Here is a 12,526-nt window from a genome sequence, read left to right as displayed (position 1 = left end):
CCTGTGTCGGTCCCTCCGGAAGGAGGCTCCGGTCCACGTCGAGCAACCGCCGACCGCCTCCTTCGTCTTCGACGAGTTGGGCCGGTCGGATTCCGGGCCACTGTGGCCCAGGGGCGGGCCGGCCCGGGCGCCGGGCGGGCCTTCAACGCCGGGCGTGGCGGATCCTCAGCCGTCCGAAGCCCATGGTCCCGGAGACGCGTATCGTCGGTCCGCCGGGACGGACATGTCGCGGGGCCCGGTAGCGCAGGTCCTTCCAGCCGGTGTGGAGGCCCTCGACGTCGACCACCGCGTCACGAGGCACGGTGATGTGGGCTCCGCCGGTTCTGATCTGCAGCTCGATGTCGACGACCGGGTGCTCGACGATCGCCCGCGACAGGTCCAGGCGCACCCGTCCGTAGCCGGACGCGACCTTGAGGACCCGAGACACCCGCCATGCGCCTCGCCGCCGGATCCACCCGCCGGCGGCGGCGATCGTCGACGTGGTGCCCACAGGCTCCTCCGGGAGCGAGGCGAGAGCCGACGTGAGCTGGCTGCGCGTCGTGGCGGTGAGCGCCTGTTGGAGGCGTGCGTCCAACTGCGCGTCCGATAGAGCCCCTTGAGCGTACGAGTCCTGCAAGCGCCGCACGTCCGTATCGCGGTATCCGCCGCCGATCGGCGACGGCGAGTCTTCCGGTGAGGAGGTCACCGGTCGTGCCCTACTGCCGTGCAGGCGACGCGAACGCGTCCGTCACGACTCCCTGCGACACCGTCCGAAGAGGACAGTCAACTGACCTAATACCTCGTCGCCTGCGCTGCCGACACTGGCCGTGACCGCCCGGTGTCCCCGCGAACGAGGAGTCCTTTGTGCACACCGACGCCGACGAGAGAACCGCCCCGGCCGGTGCCGACCGGCTCGCCGCGTGGCGGGATGCGACCGCGCATGCCCTGGCCGCCGCCGTACAGGTACGGGCGCGCCACGAGAACGACTTCGCCGGCACCCTCGACGTACGGCACCTCGGCTATGTGCGGGTGCTGTCGCCGGCGGCGGAGCCCGTCCGGCTGAGCCGCACGCCCCGGCTCGTCGCCCGTGACCGCGCCGACGGGATCCTCGTCGCCCTCCAGGAGGACGGAACCGCCGCCCTGACACAGGACGGCCGCAGCGCTTCCCTGCTCCCGGGCGACCTGGCCGTGATCGACCTGCGGCGCCCGTTCTCCCTGGAGCAGCGGCACCGCTTCCGGCAGCGGCTGTTCCGGCTGCCCGGACACGTCCTGAACGTACCGTCGGCGAGGCTCGCGTCGGTGACCGGACGGGCCCTGCCGACGGACGGGGGAGCGGCGGCACCGTCGGCCGCCTTCCTGGCCCGCCTCGCCGACCGCGCGGCACGCATCGCCCCGCCCGTCGGCGACGTCCTGGCCGGGGTGGTCGCGGACTTGGTGGTGGGGCTGGTGGACGCGTACGCCGAGGAGCCCGCCGACCGCCCGGGCACGGCCCGGGACCACCTGCTGCCCGCCGTGTACCGCTACATCGACCGGCACTTGCCCGACCCCGACCTCACCCCCGAAACCGTCGCCCGCGCCCACCGCATCTCCGTCCGCTACCTCCACCGCCTCTTCGAGGACGAGGAATCCACCGTCGGCGGCCACATCCGCCGCCGCCGCGTCGAGGAATCCGGCAAGGACCTCACCCGGCCCGCACCGGGACGGGACCGCCCGACGATCGCCACCGTCGCCCTCCGCTGGGGCTTCCCCAGCCCGGCCCACTTCAGCCGCGCTTTCCGGGCGGCGTATGGAGTGTCGCCGCGTGAGTGGCGGGGGGTGGGGTCGGGCTTCGCCATGCTGCGCCCGTGAAGGGCGACTCGAAGACTTCGGTGGGCTGGTGCGTTCACAACCGACCAGGCCGCGTGTGCGGGACGCCTCTCTGGCGCGCGACCGGGTGTAGCCGCTGGGAGGAATGCCCCGCATGTGCGGGGACGACCCCACCTTCGGCCAGTGGGCCGCCGACACCCGTGGACCACCCCCGCGCGTGCGGGGACGACGATCCGGACGCGTCGCGGTACACGAAGATCAGGGGACCACCCCCGCGCGTGCGGGGACGACACTTCGTGACCTGCGGCTTTTCTCGGGTTGGGGCCCGTTTTCCTCCACTTGCGGATCTGCGATCGGGAGCCTCCGGGTGAGCAGAGTGCACAGCGCAATGTACAGACCAAGTCCTCCGGACTGTGCTGGTGTTCGGCTCGGGGCCGAGCCTGTAGGTCAGCTTATGCGTAGGCAGGCAGCCTGGGTTGAGTAACTGGGTCGGATCGCCGATTGGTTCGGCAAAGGACGCCGCTCGGGAGGCGTGCGGTTGGGCGCCGCCTCGGACGGTGGGTGGCGCGGTTGCCGTGCGTTGGCGGCGCTGGGCAGCAGACCGCTTCACCGCCGCCACGCTGCGCCATGCCAGTGCGCGTCCCCGACGGCGTAGCCCCCTCACGCTCCAGGCGGCTCGACAGTCGGCGGGACGTGCAAGTCCCGCCATGCCGTCGGGGAGACGTCGTAAGCCGAGCGGAACGTGCGGCTGAAGTGGGCGGCGTTGGGGAAGCCCCAGCGTTTGGCTATTGAGGCGACGGCGGGGTGGGGGCGGCCGGAATGGGGGGGCGGCCAGTTCTCGGCGGGATTCGTGCAGTCGGCGTTGCCGGATCCAGCGGCTGACCGTGATGCCGTCGGTGGCGAACAGCTTGTGCAGGAGGCGGGTGGAGATGTGGTGGTGAGCCGCTATGCCGCCGGGGGACAGGTCATCGTCGCTGAGTCGTTCGTTCACGTAGGTGCGGAGCTGTGAGGTGAGTGCCTGGTGGTCCGTTGGGGTGTCGGGCAGGTCGCCCGGCGTTTCCGTTTCTGTTTCCGTTTCCGTCGCCAGGGCGCCCAGCAGGCCGGTGACCGTGCCGGCCAAGTGCCCCCTGGCGCGGGGTGGGAGGTCCCGTGCGGTGGCGGTCACGTCCGCCAGTAACGGGCCGAGCAGGGACGCGATCGCGCCGCGCCCGTGAGGGTGGACGCCGCAGAGGCGGTTGACGGTGGCCGGGGCCGCGCCCAGCAGGCGGCGGGGTACGCCGACGAGGTGCAGGACGAAGTCGTCCGCCTCCTGGAAGGCGAACGGCGTCGCGGCGTCCAGGACGACGACGTCCTGCGGGCCGCACGCGAGTAACTCGCCGTTCCGGACGAACGACGCGACGCCGCGCCCGTGGACGGCTACGACGAGGTGGTCTGCGGCGTCGGGGGATGAGGCGACCATCGGCGCCGGTTCCACGGTGGTCGCCGGGCCGGTGACCGTGGCCACGCGCAGCAGGTTTAGGGGGTGGGCTGCGACCTGGAGGGCCGCCCGGGGCAGGGCCTCGCGCCGCGACGGATGTCCCGGGTCGGCAGCCGGGCGAACTGACGCGGGCGTGCTGGGCGCGCCGGGCGCATTGGGCGCGCCCAGCGCACTGGGTGCGCCAGGCGCGTCGAAGCCGCCGGAAGCGGCAGGCGCACCCGCAAGCTGCGGGCCGGTGTTCGCGGAACCGGCCAGGACGGCGTGCCGCTTCCTGCGTGCGGAACCGGCCGCCGCAGTACGCGGGGTCACGGAGGCCATGGTGGCGGGGCTCATCGTTCTCCTGGAGAGGTGCGGATTCGTAAGGCGGGGTACCCGGACCACCCTCCAACCCCCGCGCCCACCCCACGTAGGTCGTTTGACTGCCCGCCGACGCCTACATGATCTTGACCGCACCCCAGGCGGTATCCTGAGCCGCACGCCGGACCACGGCGTGTCACGACACGTCGAAGTGGTGGTGAGGTCCCGGGGCGCCCACTCTCCGAGGGTGCGCGGCGCTGGTGCGGCGGCATCCGCGAGCGACGCCCGGGGAACAGGAGGCGGCCGTGACGTCCACAGCCGGTACCGGGGCCCTCGTGGGGCGGCACCGGGAGAAGGCGCTGCTGGGCCGTGCGCTGGACGACGCGCGGACCGGCACCGGCGGTTCGGCGGTCCTGTTGCGCGGCGAGCCCGGGATCGGCAAGACGGCCCTGCTGGAGTGGACGGAGGCGCGGGCCCGCGCCGTCGGGTTCACCGTGCTGCGCGCGGTGGGTGCCGAGGCCGAGGCGGAACTCGCCTTCGGCGCCCTGCACCAGGCGCTCTGGCCCCTGCTGGAGCGCTCCCGGGCGCTGCCGGCCCGCCAGCGCGAGGCGCTGGAGTGTGCGCTGGGACTCCGCGACGGAATGCCGCCGAACGGTTTCACCGTCGGCGCCTCCGCGCTGTCCCTGCTCGCCGAGGCAGCCCGCGAACGCCCCCAACTGCTGCTGATCGACGACCTGCACTGGGCCGACTCGTCCAGCGCCACGGTCTTCGCCTTTCTGCACCGCCGGCTCACGGAGCTGCCGCTCGTCATCGTCAGCGCCAGCCGTCCCGACCGGGCCGCCACCGAGGGCTGGCCGGCGCACCCGGTGGACATCGGGGCGCTGCCGCCCGCCGACGCGGGCGCCCTGCTGCGGCAGCGGCACCCCGAACTCGCCGGCACCACCGCCGACCGCGTGCTGGAGGAGGCCGCCGGCAACCCGCTGGCCCTCGTCGAACTCCCCCGCCACCTGCACGAGGACCAGCTCAAGGGCATCGTCCCACTGCCTGACGGGCTGCCCCTCGGGCAGCGGCTGGAGCGGCTGTTCGCCGGCCGGCTCCGCGCCCTGAGCGCCCCGGCGGCCCGCACCCTCCTGCTGGCCGCCCTCAGCGGCACCGCGGCCGGTGACACCGGCGCCGCCTGGGCACACGCGGCGGCCGCGGCCACAGCCACTGACGTCACCACAGCCACTGACGTCACCACACCCACCGACCTCACCGCAGCTACCGGCATCATCACTGCGGCCGCCGACGACATCGCGTCCGCCGCGACAACCGCGTCCGCCGCAACCACCACACCCCCAGGCCCCGCCGAAACGACCGCCCCCGCCGCCGAAGCCGTGCTCGACGAGATCGAAGCCGGCGGGCTCGCCCGGCTGGACGCCTCCGGGCGGCTCCTGTTCCGGCACCCGCTTGTCCGCGCCGCCGTGCTCTCCACCGCCCGCCGCTCCGAACTCCGCGCCGCACATCGGCAGTTGGCGGCCGGTCTGGACGCCGACGACCCCCGTCGGCTCGTCCACGAGGCGTCCGCCGCCATCGTCCCCGACGCGGACCTCGCCGCCCGACTCCAGGAAGCGGGCGGCCGGATCGCCCGCCGCGGCGGCGCCGCCGAAGGCGCCCTGCTGCTCGACCGCGCCGCGGCCCTCAGCACCGACCCCGCCGCCCGCGCCCGTCGGCTGACCTGGGCGGCGGTCATGGCCGCCCACGGCGGGCGGCTCCGCTACACGGCGCGGCTGGTGGAGGAGCTGCGCCGGGGCCCCGTACCGCCGGACGCGGCACCGCTGTTCGCGTACGCGACGGTGTACGTCGACCAGGGGCACCGCGTCGACTTCGCGTCCTCGTTCACCCTCCTCCCCGAGGCCCTGGACGCGCTCACCGCGCCCGGCGCCGAGTCCTTCGGCGGCCTCGCCGAGCAGGTCTGCTTCAAACTCCTCCTCGCCGCCACCTACACCGACGACGACCGCGCGTGGCGGGCCCTGGAGCGCCACCTCGACGACATGTCCCCGCTGGCCCGGCTGTGCCACCGCGCCTGGTCCGACCCGCCGCGCACCGCGCAGGGCGTCTCCGAGGAACTCAAGGCCCTCGTCGCGGGGATGAACGAGGAGCAGGAGGCGGGCGGCGCCTGGCTGCTGCTGTGGACGGCGTCGGCGGTGGACCTCGCCGACGACGACCTGTGGCGGCGCTTCACGGGCCAGCACGCCTACGCCACCCAGGGTTCCATCGCCAAGGCCCGCTCGTACCAGGACTTCCTGCGCGGGCGCTGGGACGCGGCCGGCGACTGCCTCCGGGAGGCCGAGGTCGCCGACGAACTCGGTTACCACTGCAACGCGCTGCTCTTCCGCCTCGCCTACGCCCACTTCGCCGCCGGCCGCGGCGACGAGGACGAACTGCGCATGGTGGACGGCCTGATCAGACCGGTGGCCGTCCGCGCCCGCATGCGGTACGCCACCGACCGGCTGACCCACCTGACCGCCCTCGCCGCCCTGGCGCACGGCCGGCACGAGGACGCCTACTGCGCACTGGTCTCGCTGACCCCGCCGGGCGTCCTGCCGCGCGGCCTGCCCTGGTTCCACCTGCCGTTCCTCGACTTCGTCGACGCCGCCGTGCACACCGGGCGGCGCGCGGAGGCCCGGGCGCACGTGGCCGCGGGACGGGCGGCGCGGATGGCGGAGATCTCCGCCCACCACGCCTTCCTCCTCGCCGCCGCCACCGCCCTCGCCGCGCCCGACGACGAGGCCGACGCCGCCTACCGGTCCGCCTACGAGGTGCCCGGCGCCGGCCAGTGGGTCTTCGAACTCGCCCGGCTGCGGCTGGCCCACGGCTCCTGGCTGCGCCGCCACCGCCGCGCCGAGGCGCACGACGTCCTGCGTGAGGCCCACCGGGCGTTCCAGGGGCTGCGCGCCCGGCCCTGGGAGGAGCGGTGCGCGCGCGAACTCCGCGCGGCCGGCCACGCCGTCGTCGGCCCGGCCGCCGACGGGCACACCCTGCTCACCGGGCAGGAACTGCGCATCGCCGAACTCGCCGCGACGGGCCTGACCAACAAGGAGATAGGCCAGCGGCTCCGGCTCTCCCCGCGCACGGTGGCGGCCCACCTGTACAAGATCTTCCCGAAGCTCGGCATCACCACCCGCGCGGCTCTCGCGCAGGCGTTGCGGCGCGACTGACGGTTTAGGGTGCGGGCGCCCGCGGCGGCGCGACTGAGGTGTCGCGGCGGGGGCGTCGCGGCCGGGGCGGGCGTCACGGCCGCTCAGGACCGCCTGCCCGCTCGTCCGCCTGCCCGCCGGTTCACCCACCCGCTCACTCACCCGCTCCTCGGCAGGCCCCTCGCCCCCGCCCTGTCGCGCGGACGGCCAGGGTGATTCGTCAAGACGAACGTGAGGGCGATCGTGGGCGGACCGTCAGGGCCGGCCGCCAAGACAAGACTAGAGCCCGCCGACCGGCCCGACTTGCCCGGCAGTGCACCCGCCCTTGCCTCGAAGCGCACGGAGCGACCGCGCACGACGGAGCGACCGCGCACGGCAGGGCGCGCGCCTTGCGCACGCGCCCTGCGCTGCGGCCGCGCTGCGCACCTCGCAAAGAGCGCCCGGCAACGAACGCCCGGCAACGAGCGACTCGCGCGAACGCGGCGCGACGAACACGGCCCGGCGAACGCCGCGCAACGCGCTCTTCGTCTTCGCAGCGCGCGCCCCCGCAATGTGCGGTGCCGCGACATCGGGAGGCCGTTTCCCCGCCGAACGGGGTAAGCGCCAGCCGACGGACGGCGCGCCGGCCCGGTCGAAGACGCTCGAGCCTCGGGCGGTGCCAGGCGCGGCAAGTACGGCAACACGGAGGACGGGTGATCGTCGATGAGTTTCCTGGACCGGATTCCCCGGCAGGGCCGGGCCCGCGCTGACGAGCGGGAACACGCCGACGAGCGAGGACGCGGCCTGGCACCCGGCCCGGTGCCGCACCGGGCGGAGGAACCGGTGAGCGCCCTCGTCTCCCGGGCGTCCGACCAACTCGCCGAGCTGGTACGGGCGGAGATGCGGCTGGCGCGGGCGGAGATGCTCGAGAAAGCACGGGGTTTCGGACGAGGGGGCGGACTCCTCGGCGGTGCCGGGCTGGTGGCGTACGTGGCGTTCATGGGGCTGGCGGCGGCCGCCGTCGCCGCCCTGTCCCTCGTCCTGCCGGTATGGGCGGCGGCGCTGATCGTCACGGGCGTACTGGCCGTGTGCGCGGGCGTGTTGGCCGCCGCGGGGCGCAAGCGGATCCGCGAGGCTGCGCCGCCGGTTCCCGGGCAGGCGATCGATGGCGTCAGGAAGGACACCGCGATGATCAAGGAGAGGAGCACTCGATGAGCGCGAGTTCCGAGGACGGACGGACCGCCCCCTCGACCGACGACCTGCGGGCCCGGGCCGAGGACGCCCGCGAGGAATTGGGCGGCACGGTGGACGCCCTCGCACGGAAGGCCGACGTGAAGGCGCAGGCGAAGCGGAAGGCGACCGCCGTCAAGGACGCGGCCGGGCAGGCCACGGAACAGGTGCACCAGGTGCTGGGCAAGGGCTCGGACGCCGTCCGGCAGGTACGGGACCGGGTACCGGAACCCGTCCGCGCCCAGGCGGCCACCGCCCGCGCCCAACTGGCGCACCGGACCACGACGGCCGTCGCGGCGGTACGCGAGCGGACGCCGGCCCCCGTCCTGATGACGGTCCGGCAGGTGACCGGGCTGCTCCGCCGGGGACGGGGACCCCTGCTGGCGGCGGGGGCCGTCGTCCTCGTGGCGGGGGCGGCGCGACGCGCGAGGAGGACCCGTTGAAGGCGGTGAGGATCGCCTACAAGCCGGTCGGGCTCGTACTCGGCCTGGCCGGCGGCATGCTCGCCGGAGCGGCGTTCCGCCGGACCTGGAAGCTGCTCGGGCACGACGACGACGCACCCGACGCGACCGACGAGGACCGCACCTGGCGCGAGATCCTGCTCGCCGCCGCCGTGCAGGGCGCGGTCTTCGCCGTCGTCAAGGCGGCCGTCGACCGCGGCGGCGCCACCGCGACGCGCCGACTGACGGGGACGTGGCCGGGCTGACCGGCGTGTCTCGGGATCTGCGTCGTGCGTCGCGGCCCGGGGTCCGTGACCTGTGATCCGGGATCTGCGTCCGGGCCTGCGTTCCGCGTCGCGACCCGGGGTCCATGTCGCGCGTCCCGATCCGGGCTCCGCGACCCGTGACCCGGGACCCGCGCCCCGCGCCCCGCGCCCCGCGAGACCGGAGGCCGTCGCCTCTACCGCTTCCGCTGTCTTACGGGTCCGCACAGCAGGGGCCTCCCCGGCCCCGCGCCGACGGCCGGGCGCGGGGCCGGTCCGCGCGCGGGCCGGTTTCCCGCGCAGGGCGTCCGCGTGAGGCCGCGGCGAGCAGGGCCACCCCGTACTTCGGCCCGCCAGCGACCCGCTCCATCGGGCAGCCGGGCATCGGACGGCCGGGCGGCCGGCCCGCTGGGCACTCCGGCTCGCTTCCCCCCTCCGCCTCAGGAGAGCTTGCCGCCGTAATCCGGCAGCTTGACGGCCTTCTCATAGAAGCCGCCCTCGAAGTCGGTGGAGCGGTTGCCGATGTTGGCGGTGATGCGGTAGCCGTCCTCCGTGAGCTCCTCGCGGCAGCGCTCCTTGCCCTCGGCCTTGCTCTCGCCGTGCTCGCGGGTGCAGACCGCGTCCACCGGGTAGCCGGCGGCCCTGAGCTCCTTGCGGGCGGACGAGGACGAGGTGCGGGCGGTGACGAAGAGGACGGCGATCTTGTGCTCGTGCGCCCACTCGGCCACGCGGAGGACGGGCTCGTTGGCGTGGCCCGGGTGGTAGTAGGTCTCCAGCGCGGTGTTGTCGATGTCCAGCACGACGGCCGGTTTCCCGCCGTGGCCGGCGACCCGGTCCCGGAGCCAGGGGATCACCGGGTCGACGGCCTTGCGCACGTCGGCCTGCCAGGTCCGGTAGTCGGGTACGTCCGCGTCGGAGCCGGTCGGCGCGGCGGTGGCGGCGCCCGGCGCCGCGAACGGCAGCGCGAGCGCGGCCAGCGTGGCGAGGGCGGCGGTACGGAACCTCAGGGCGGGCTTGGCGGACGTGGTGGGGGGCATCGATCCTGTTCCTTCCGGTGACCAGTGTGACCATCGGACAGATCAGCAGCATCGTGGGGCGCTCAGGCGAAGGAACGGTGTCGTCGAGGTGAAGACTCCTGACGCACCCAAGGAAGCGCTCACTCAAGCGCCTACGGAAACACCCTTGCCAAAGAGCCCACCCGCGCCACGGCCCCCACGCGCGCCCACCAAGGCCGCCGCCCCGACGTGAACAGGCGCACCACCGGGTATCAGCCGGATATGACCGGTACGAAGAGTTCCGCCGCAGCCGTGGTCCCCGCCCGGGACGGCCGCCGGGCCCGTACCCTCCCACGGCAGGCGTCGGCACCGGCCGGCCCCGCCCACCCCGGCGTACGCGACTGGACGCGCCGGGCCCCGTCCCGCCTGCACCACAGCCGCCCCACGGAACCCGGCTACGTCCGCGTCCGGCACGGCCGCGGCTTCCGCTACCGCGACGCGGAGGGCGCGCCGCTGCGCGACCCCGACACGCTCGCCCGGATCAGGGCGCTCGTCATCCCGCCCGCCTGGCGCGACGTGTGGATCTGCGCCCGGCCGGACGGTCACCTCCAGGCCGTCGGCACCGACGCCGCGGGCCGCCGCCAGTACCTGTACCACCCGGCGTTCCGCGCCGAGCAGGAGCGGGCCAAGCACGACCACGTCCTGGACGTCGCCGAAGTCCTGCCCGCGCTGCGGGAGGCCGTCGAGGCGCACCTCACCGACCGCGGTCTCACCCGGCGCCGCGTCCTGGCCACCGCCGTCCGCCTGCTCGACCTCGGGTTCTTCCGCGTCGGCAGCGACCGCTACACCGAACTGCACAACAGCTACGGCCTCACCACCCTGCTGCGCGAACACGCCCGCCGCAGGCGCGGCGCGGTCGTCTTCACCTACACCGGCAAACACGGCAGGGAGACCGTCCTGCCCGTCAGCGACCCCGCCGCCTGCCGCACCCTGACCGCGCTGCTCCGCCGCAGCGGCGGGGGCGACCGGCTGCTCGCCTACTGGGAACGGCGCGCCTGGCACGACGTGAGCGGCGACGACGTCAACGCCTACCTCAAGGAACAGGCCGGACTCGACATCACCGCCAAGGACTTCCGCACCTGGCACGCCACCGTGATGGCCGCCGTCGCGCTGGCCGTCTCCCAGGGTGCCGCCGCCCGCAGCGAGACCGCCCGGCGCCGCGCCGTCGCCCGCGCGGCCGCAGAGGTCGCCGGCTACCTCGGCAACACCCCGGCCGTGTGCCGCGCCTCGTACATCAACCCGCGGGTGATCGAACTGTACGAGGAGGGCGTCACCATCGCCCCCGCCCTGCCGCGCCTCGGGGACGGCGTGGACCCGGGCGTCCCGGCCACCCACGGGCCCGCCGAACGCGCCGTCCTGCGCATGCTCCGCACGGGCCGGCCGTCTGAGGGCGGGTGAGCGCCACCGGAGCGGGCGTTCGCGGGCGGTGCGGGTGGTGTGAGCGGTGGGGAGACGCCGCTGGAGTCTCTTACCGCGCCTCCTGGGCTGCCCGGGTGGCGTCGGGCCGTCCGTGGCGTCGACGTGCGTACCGGGCGGCACATGGGTTACTCGGGCTACTTGGGTTACTCGGGCCACTGCGACCACTCGGGTTACTCGCCAGGCGAACAAGGTCGCTCGGGAGGCGTCGGAGCCGGTGCAGCGGGCAGGCGCGTGATCGTCACCGGGCCGCCGCCGGCGTCCGCTCACGGCGACGACGCCCGACGGCCCGGTCACGGCCCCGAGAACACCCGGAACGGAGGACGTCATGCAGGCAGACCACGGTCCCCGCGAGCAGGGTCCGCACGGTGAGGGGAAGGGAAGCCGGGAACGGCGGGACGACGGCGCCGCGCCCCGCGCGCGGCCGGCGCCGATCGGCAAGGGCGACACACCGAACGTGGCCGGCAGCGACGTGCAGCAGCCCGAGATCGCCGAGGGGCCCGTCGAGGGACTGCAGCCCGGCGAGGAGGTGCGGCGCGGTCCCTGGCACCCGCCCGTCGAGGTCGATCCGCCGCCCGGCTACGGCCGCCCGCGCGGGGAGCGGTCCCGCGACCGGTCCGGGCCGGGGCCTGGGACCGGGCGGCGCGAGCGGCAGGAGCGAGAGAACACCACCGAAGGCGAGGAGAACCCGTGACCAGCCCCCATGACCCCGGTGCCGCCCCCGAGGACGAGGGCATCCCCGACCTCCAGGACGGCACGCCGGAACAGCAGCGGTCCAGCGACCCCCAGCGGATGCCGGTCCCGGGGGACACGCCCACCGCCGTCACCCGGGACCGGCCCACCGCCGAGGAACTGCGGGAAGGCCGGCCCCTGGACGAGCGGCTGGACGAGGAGGAGCCCGAGGCGGACCCCGCCCGGCTCGCCGAACCCGGCCGGCCCGCCCGGGACGACCCCGAGCCCGACGAACCCGCCCCCGGCGCGGAGGCCGGCGACGAGGAGCCCGCCGGGCTGCTCTACGACGAGCCCGACCCCGACCGTCCGCGGAACCAGGACGTGTACGCGCAGGAAGGCACGACGGACGGGCTCTCCGCGGAGGAGGAGGCCGTGCGGATCCGGGACGACGAAGCTCTGTGACGGCCCCTGTCCCAGGGGCCCGGTGACGGAGGGTTCGTGGGTGGCGGCCGAGGCTTGCGTCGCCCCTGTGCCTCTGCGCTTCCGTGTCCCCGTGCCCCTGTGGCTCTGTGCCCCTGACCCACGGGGGCCGGGCAGCCGTCCGGCCCCCGGGTGAACCCCCGTACGTCCCGCTTGCCGGGCCGCGCGTCGGGTACCCGGACCCGGTACTCCAGCAGTGGAGCCGTGCCCGCTGGATCCGCCCCGACCCGGTGAAGGCGAAGGTGTGAGGCCG

11 protein-coding genes and 1 pseudogene are annotated in these 12,526 nt (G+C 74.8%); 8 read left to right on the top strand and 4 right to left on the bottom strand.

The window, feature by feature from the left end; translation table 11 throughout:
* Window positions 1–142 precede the first annotated feature (142 nt).
* Window positions 143–685, bottom strand: a complete 543-nt coding sequence (locus K7I03_RS04520; RefSeq protein ID WP_185942136.1) for a DUF1707 SHOCT-like domain-containing protein — start codon at window positions 683–685, stop codon at window positions 143–145.
* A gap of 158 nt (window positions 686–843) precedes the next feature.
* Here K7I03_RS04520 and K7I03_RS34015 point away from each other — a divergent pair, with 158 nt between their 5' ends.
* Complete coding sequence (locus tag K7I03_RS34015) at window positions 844–1,827, top strand: helix-turn-helix domain-containing protein (RefSeq protein ID WP_185942135.1); 984 nt, start codon at window positions 844–846, stop codon at window positions 1,825–1,827.
* 618 nt (window positions 1,828–2,445) lie between these two features.
* On the opposite strand, the gene K7I03_RS34210 is transcribed toward K7I03_RS34015, so the two are convergent.
* Together K7I03_RS34210 and K7I03_RS34205 are read right to left on the bottom strand one after the other, a co-directional pair.
* Complete coding sequence (locus tag K7I03_RS34210; RefSeq protein ID WP_224347388.1) at window positions 2,446–2,574, bottom strand: AraC family transcriptional regulator; 129 nt, start codon at window positions 2,572–2,574, stop codon at window positions 2,446–2,448.
* 361 nt (window positions 2,575–2,935) lie between these two features.
* Window positions 2,936–3,580 (bottom strand): annotated as a pseudogene (locus tag K7I03_RS34205) (AraC-like ligand-binding domain-containing protein); the annotation flags it as partial.
* 284 nt (window positions 3,581–3,864) lie between these two features.
* Between K7I03_RS34205 and K7I03_RS04500 the strand changes: the two are divergent.
* From K7I03_RS04500 to K7I03_RS04485, 4 genes are all read left to right on the top strand, one after another.
* Window positions 3,865–6,759, top strand: a complete 2,895-nt coding sequence (locus K7I03_RS04500; protein WP_185942133.1) for an AAA family ATPase — start codon at window positions 3,865–3,867, stop codon at window positions 6,757–6,759.
* Window positions 6,760–7,440: 681 nt separating this feature from the next.
* Window positions 7,441–7,932 carry a phage holin family protein gene (locus K7I03_RS04495; RefSeq protein WP_224346876.1) on the top strand — a complete coding sequence of 164 codons (492 nt, stop codon included), beginning with the start codon at window positions 7,441–7,443 and terminating at the stop codon, window positions 7,930–7,932.
* Window positions 7,929–8,390 carry a DUF3618 domain-containing protein gene (locus K7I03_RS04490; protein WP_185942132.1) on the top strand — a complete coding sequence of 154 codons (462 nt, stop codon included), beginning with the start codon at window positions 7,929–7,931 and terminating at the stop codon, window positions 8,388–8,390. The genes K7I03_RS04495 and K7I03_RS04490 overlap by 4 nt, the downstream gene beginning before the upstream one ends.
* On the top strand, window positions 8,387–8,653 hold the full coding sequence (locus tag K7I03_RS04485) for a DUF4235 domain-containing protein (protein ID WP_185942131.1): 267 nt from the start codon (window positions 8,387–8,389) through the stop codon (window positions 8,651–8,653). Before K7I03_RS04490 ends, K7I03_RS04485 begins: the two co-directional genes overlap by 4 nt.
* A 437-nt stretch (window positions 8,654–9,090) precedes the next feature.
* Here K7I03_RS04485 and K7I03_RS04480 read toward each other — a convergent pair whose 3' ends face one another.
* Window positions 9,091–9,687, bottom strand: coding sequence for an HAD family acid phosphatase (locus tag K7I03_RS04480; protein ID WP_185942130.1), 597 nt, complete (start codon window positions 9,685–9,687; stop codon window positions 9,091–9,093).
* Between the two features lie 240 nt (window positions 9,688–9,927).
* On the opposite strand from K7I03_RS04480, the gene K7I03_RS04475 reads away from it, so the two are divergent.
* The 3 genes from K7I03_RS04475 to K7I03_RS04465 all read left to right on the top strand — a co-directional run bounded on the left by K7I03_RS04475 (window position 9,928) and on the right by K7I03_RS04465 (window position 12,255).
* Window positions 9,928–11,103 carry a DNA topoisomerase IB gene (locus tag K7I03_RS04475; protein ID WP_224346875.1) on the top strand — a complete coding sequence of 392 codons (1,176 nt, stop codon included), beginning with the start codon at window positions 9,928–9,930 and terminating at the stop codon, window positions 11,101–11,103.
* 346 nt (window positions 11,104–11,449) lie between these two features.
* Window positions 11,450–11,815, top strand: a complete 366-nt coding sequence (locus K7I03_RS04470) for a hypothetical protein (RefSeq protein ID WP_185942129.1) — start codon at window positions 11,450–11,452, stop codon at window positions 11,813–11,815.
* The gene (locus tag K7I03_RS04465; protein WP_185942128.1) at window positions 11,812–12,255 is read left to right on the top strand and encodes a DUF5709 domain-containing protein; all 444 of its coding nucleotides are present in this window, start codon (window positions 11,812–11,814) and stop codon (window positions 12,253–12,255) included. The genes K7I03_RS04470 and K7I03_RS04465 overlap by 4 nt, the downstream gene beginning before the upstream one ends.
* Window positions 12,256–12,526 lie beyond the last annotated feature (271 nt).

This window comes from Streptomyces mobaraensis, from assembly GCF_020099395.1.
Classification (GTDB): Bacteria; Actinomycetota; Actinomycetes; order Streptomycetales; family Streptomycetaceae; genus Streptomyces.
The sequence above is the reverse complement of the archived record's forward strand: the minus strand, read 5'-3'. Positions and strand labels throughout refer to the sequence as shown.

Excerpts from the sequence above, each read along its gene's own strand:
- K7I03_RS04495 (WP_224346876.1), top strand. The coding sequence starts at position 7,441 with ATGAGTTTCCTGGACCGGATTCCCCGGCAGGGCCGGGCCCGCGCTGAC.
- K7I03_RS04490 (WP_185942132.1), top strand. The coding sequence starts at position 7,929 with ATGAGCGCGAGTTCCGAGGACGGACGGACCGCCCCCTCGACCGACGAC.
- K7I03_RS04480 (WP_185942130.1), bottom strand. The coding sequence starts at position 9,687 with ATGCCCCCCACCACGTCCGCCAAGCCCGCCCTGAGGTTCCGTACCGCC.
- K7I03_RS04475 (WP_224346875.1), top strand. The coding sequence starts at position 9,928 with ATGACCGGTACGAAGAGTTCCGCCGCAGCCGTGGTCCCCGCCCGGGAC.
- K7I03_RS04470 (WP_185942129.1), top strand. The coding sequence starts at position 11,450 with ATGCAGGCAGACCACGGTCCCCGCGAGCAGGGTCCGCACGGTGAGGGG.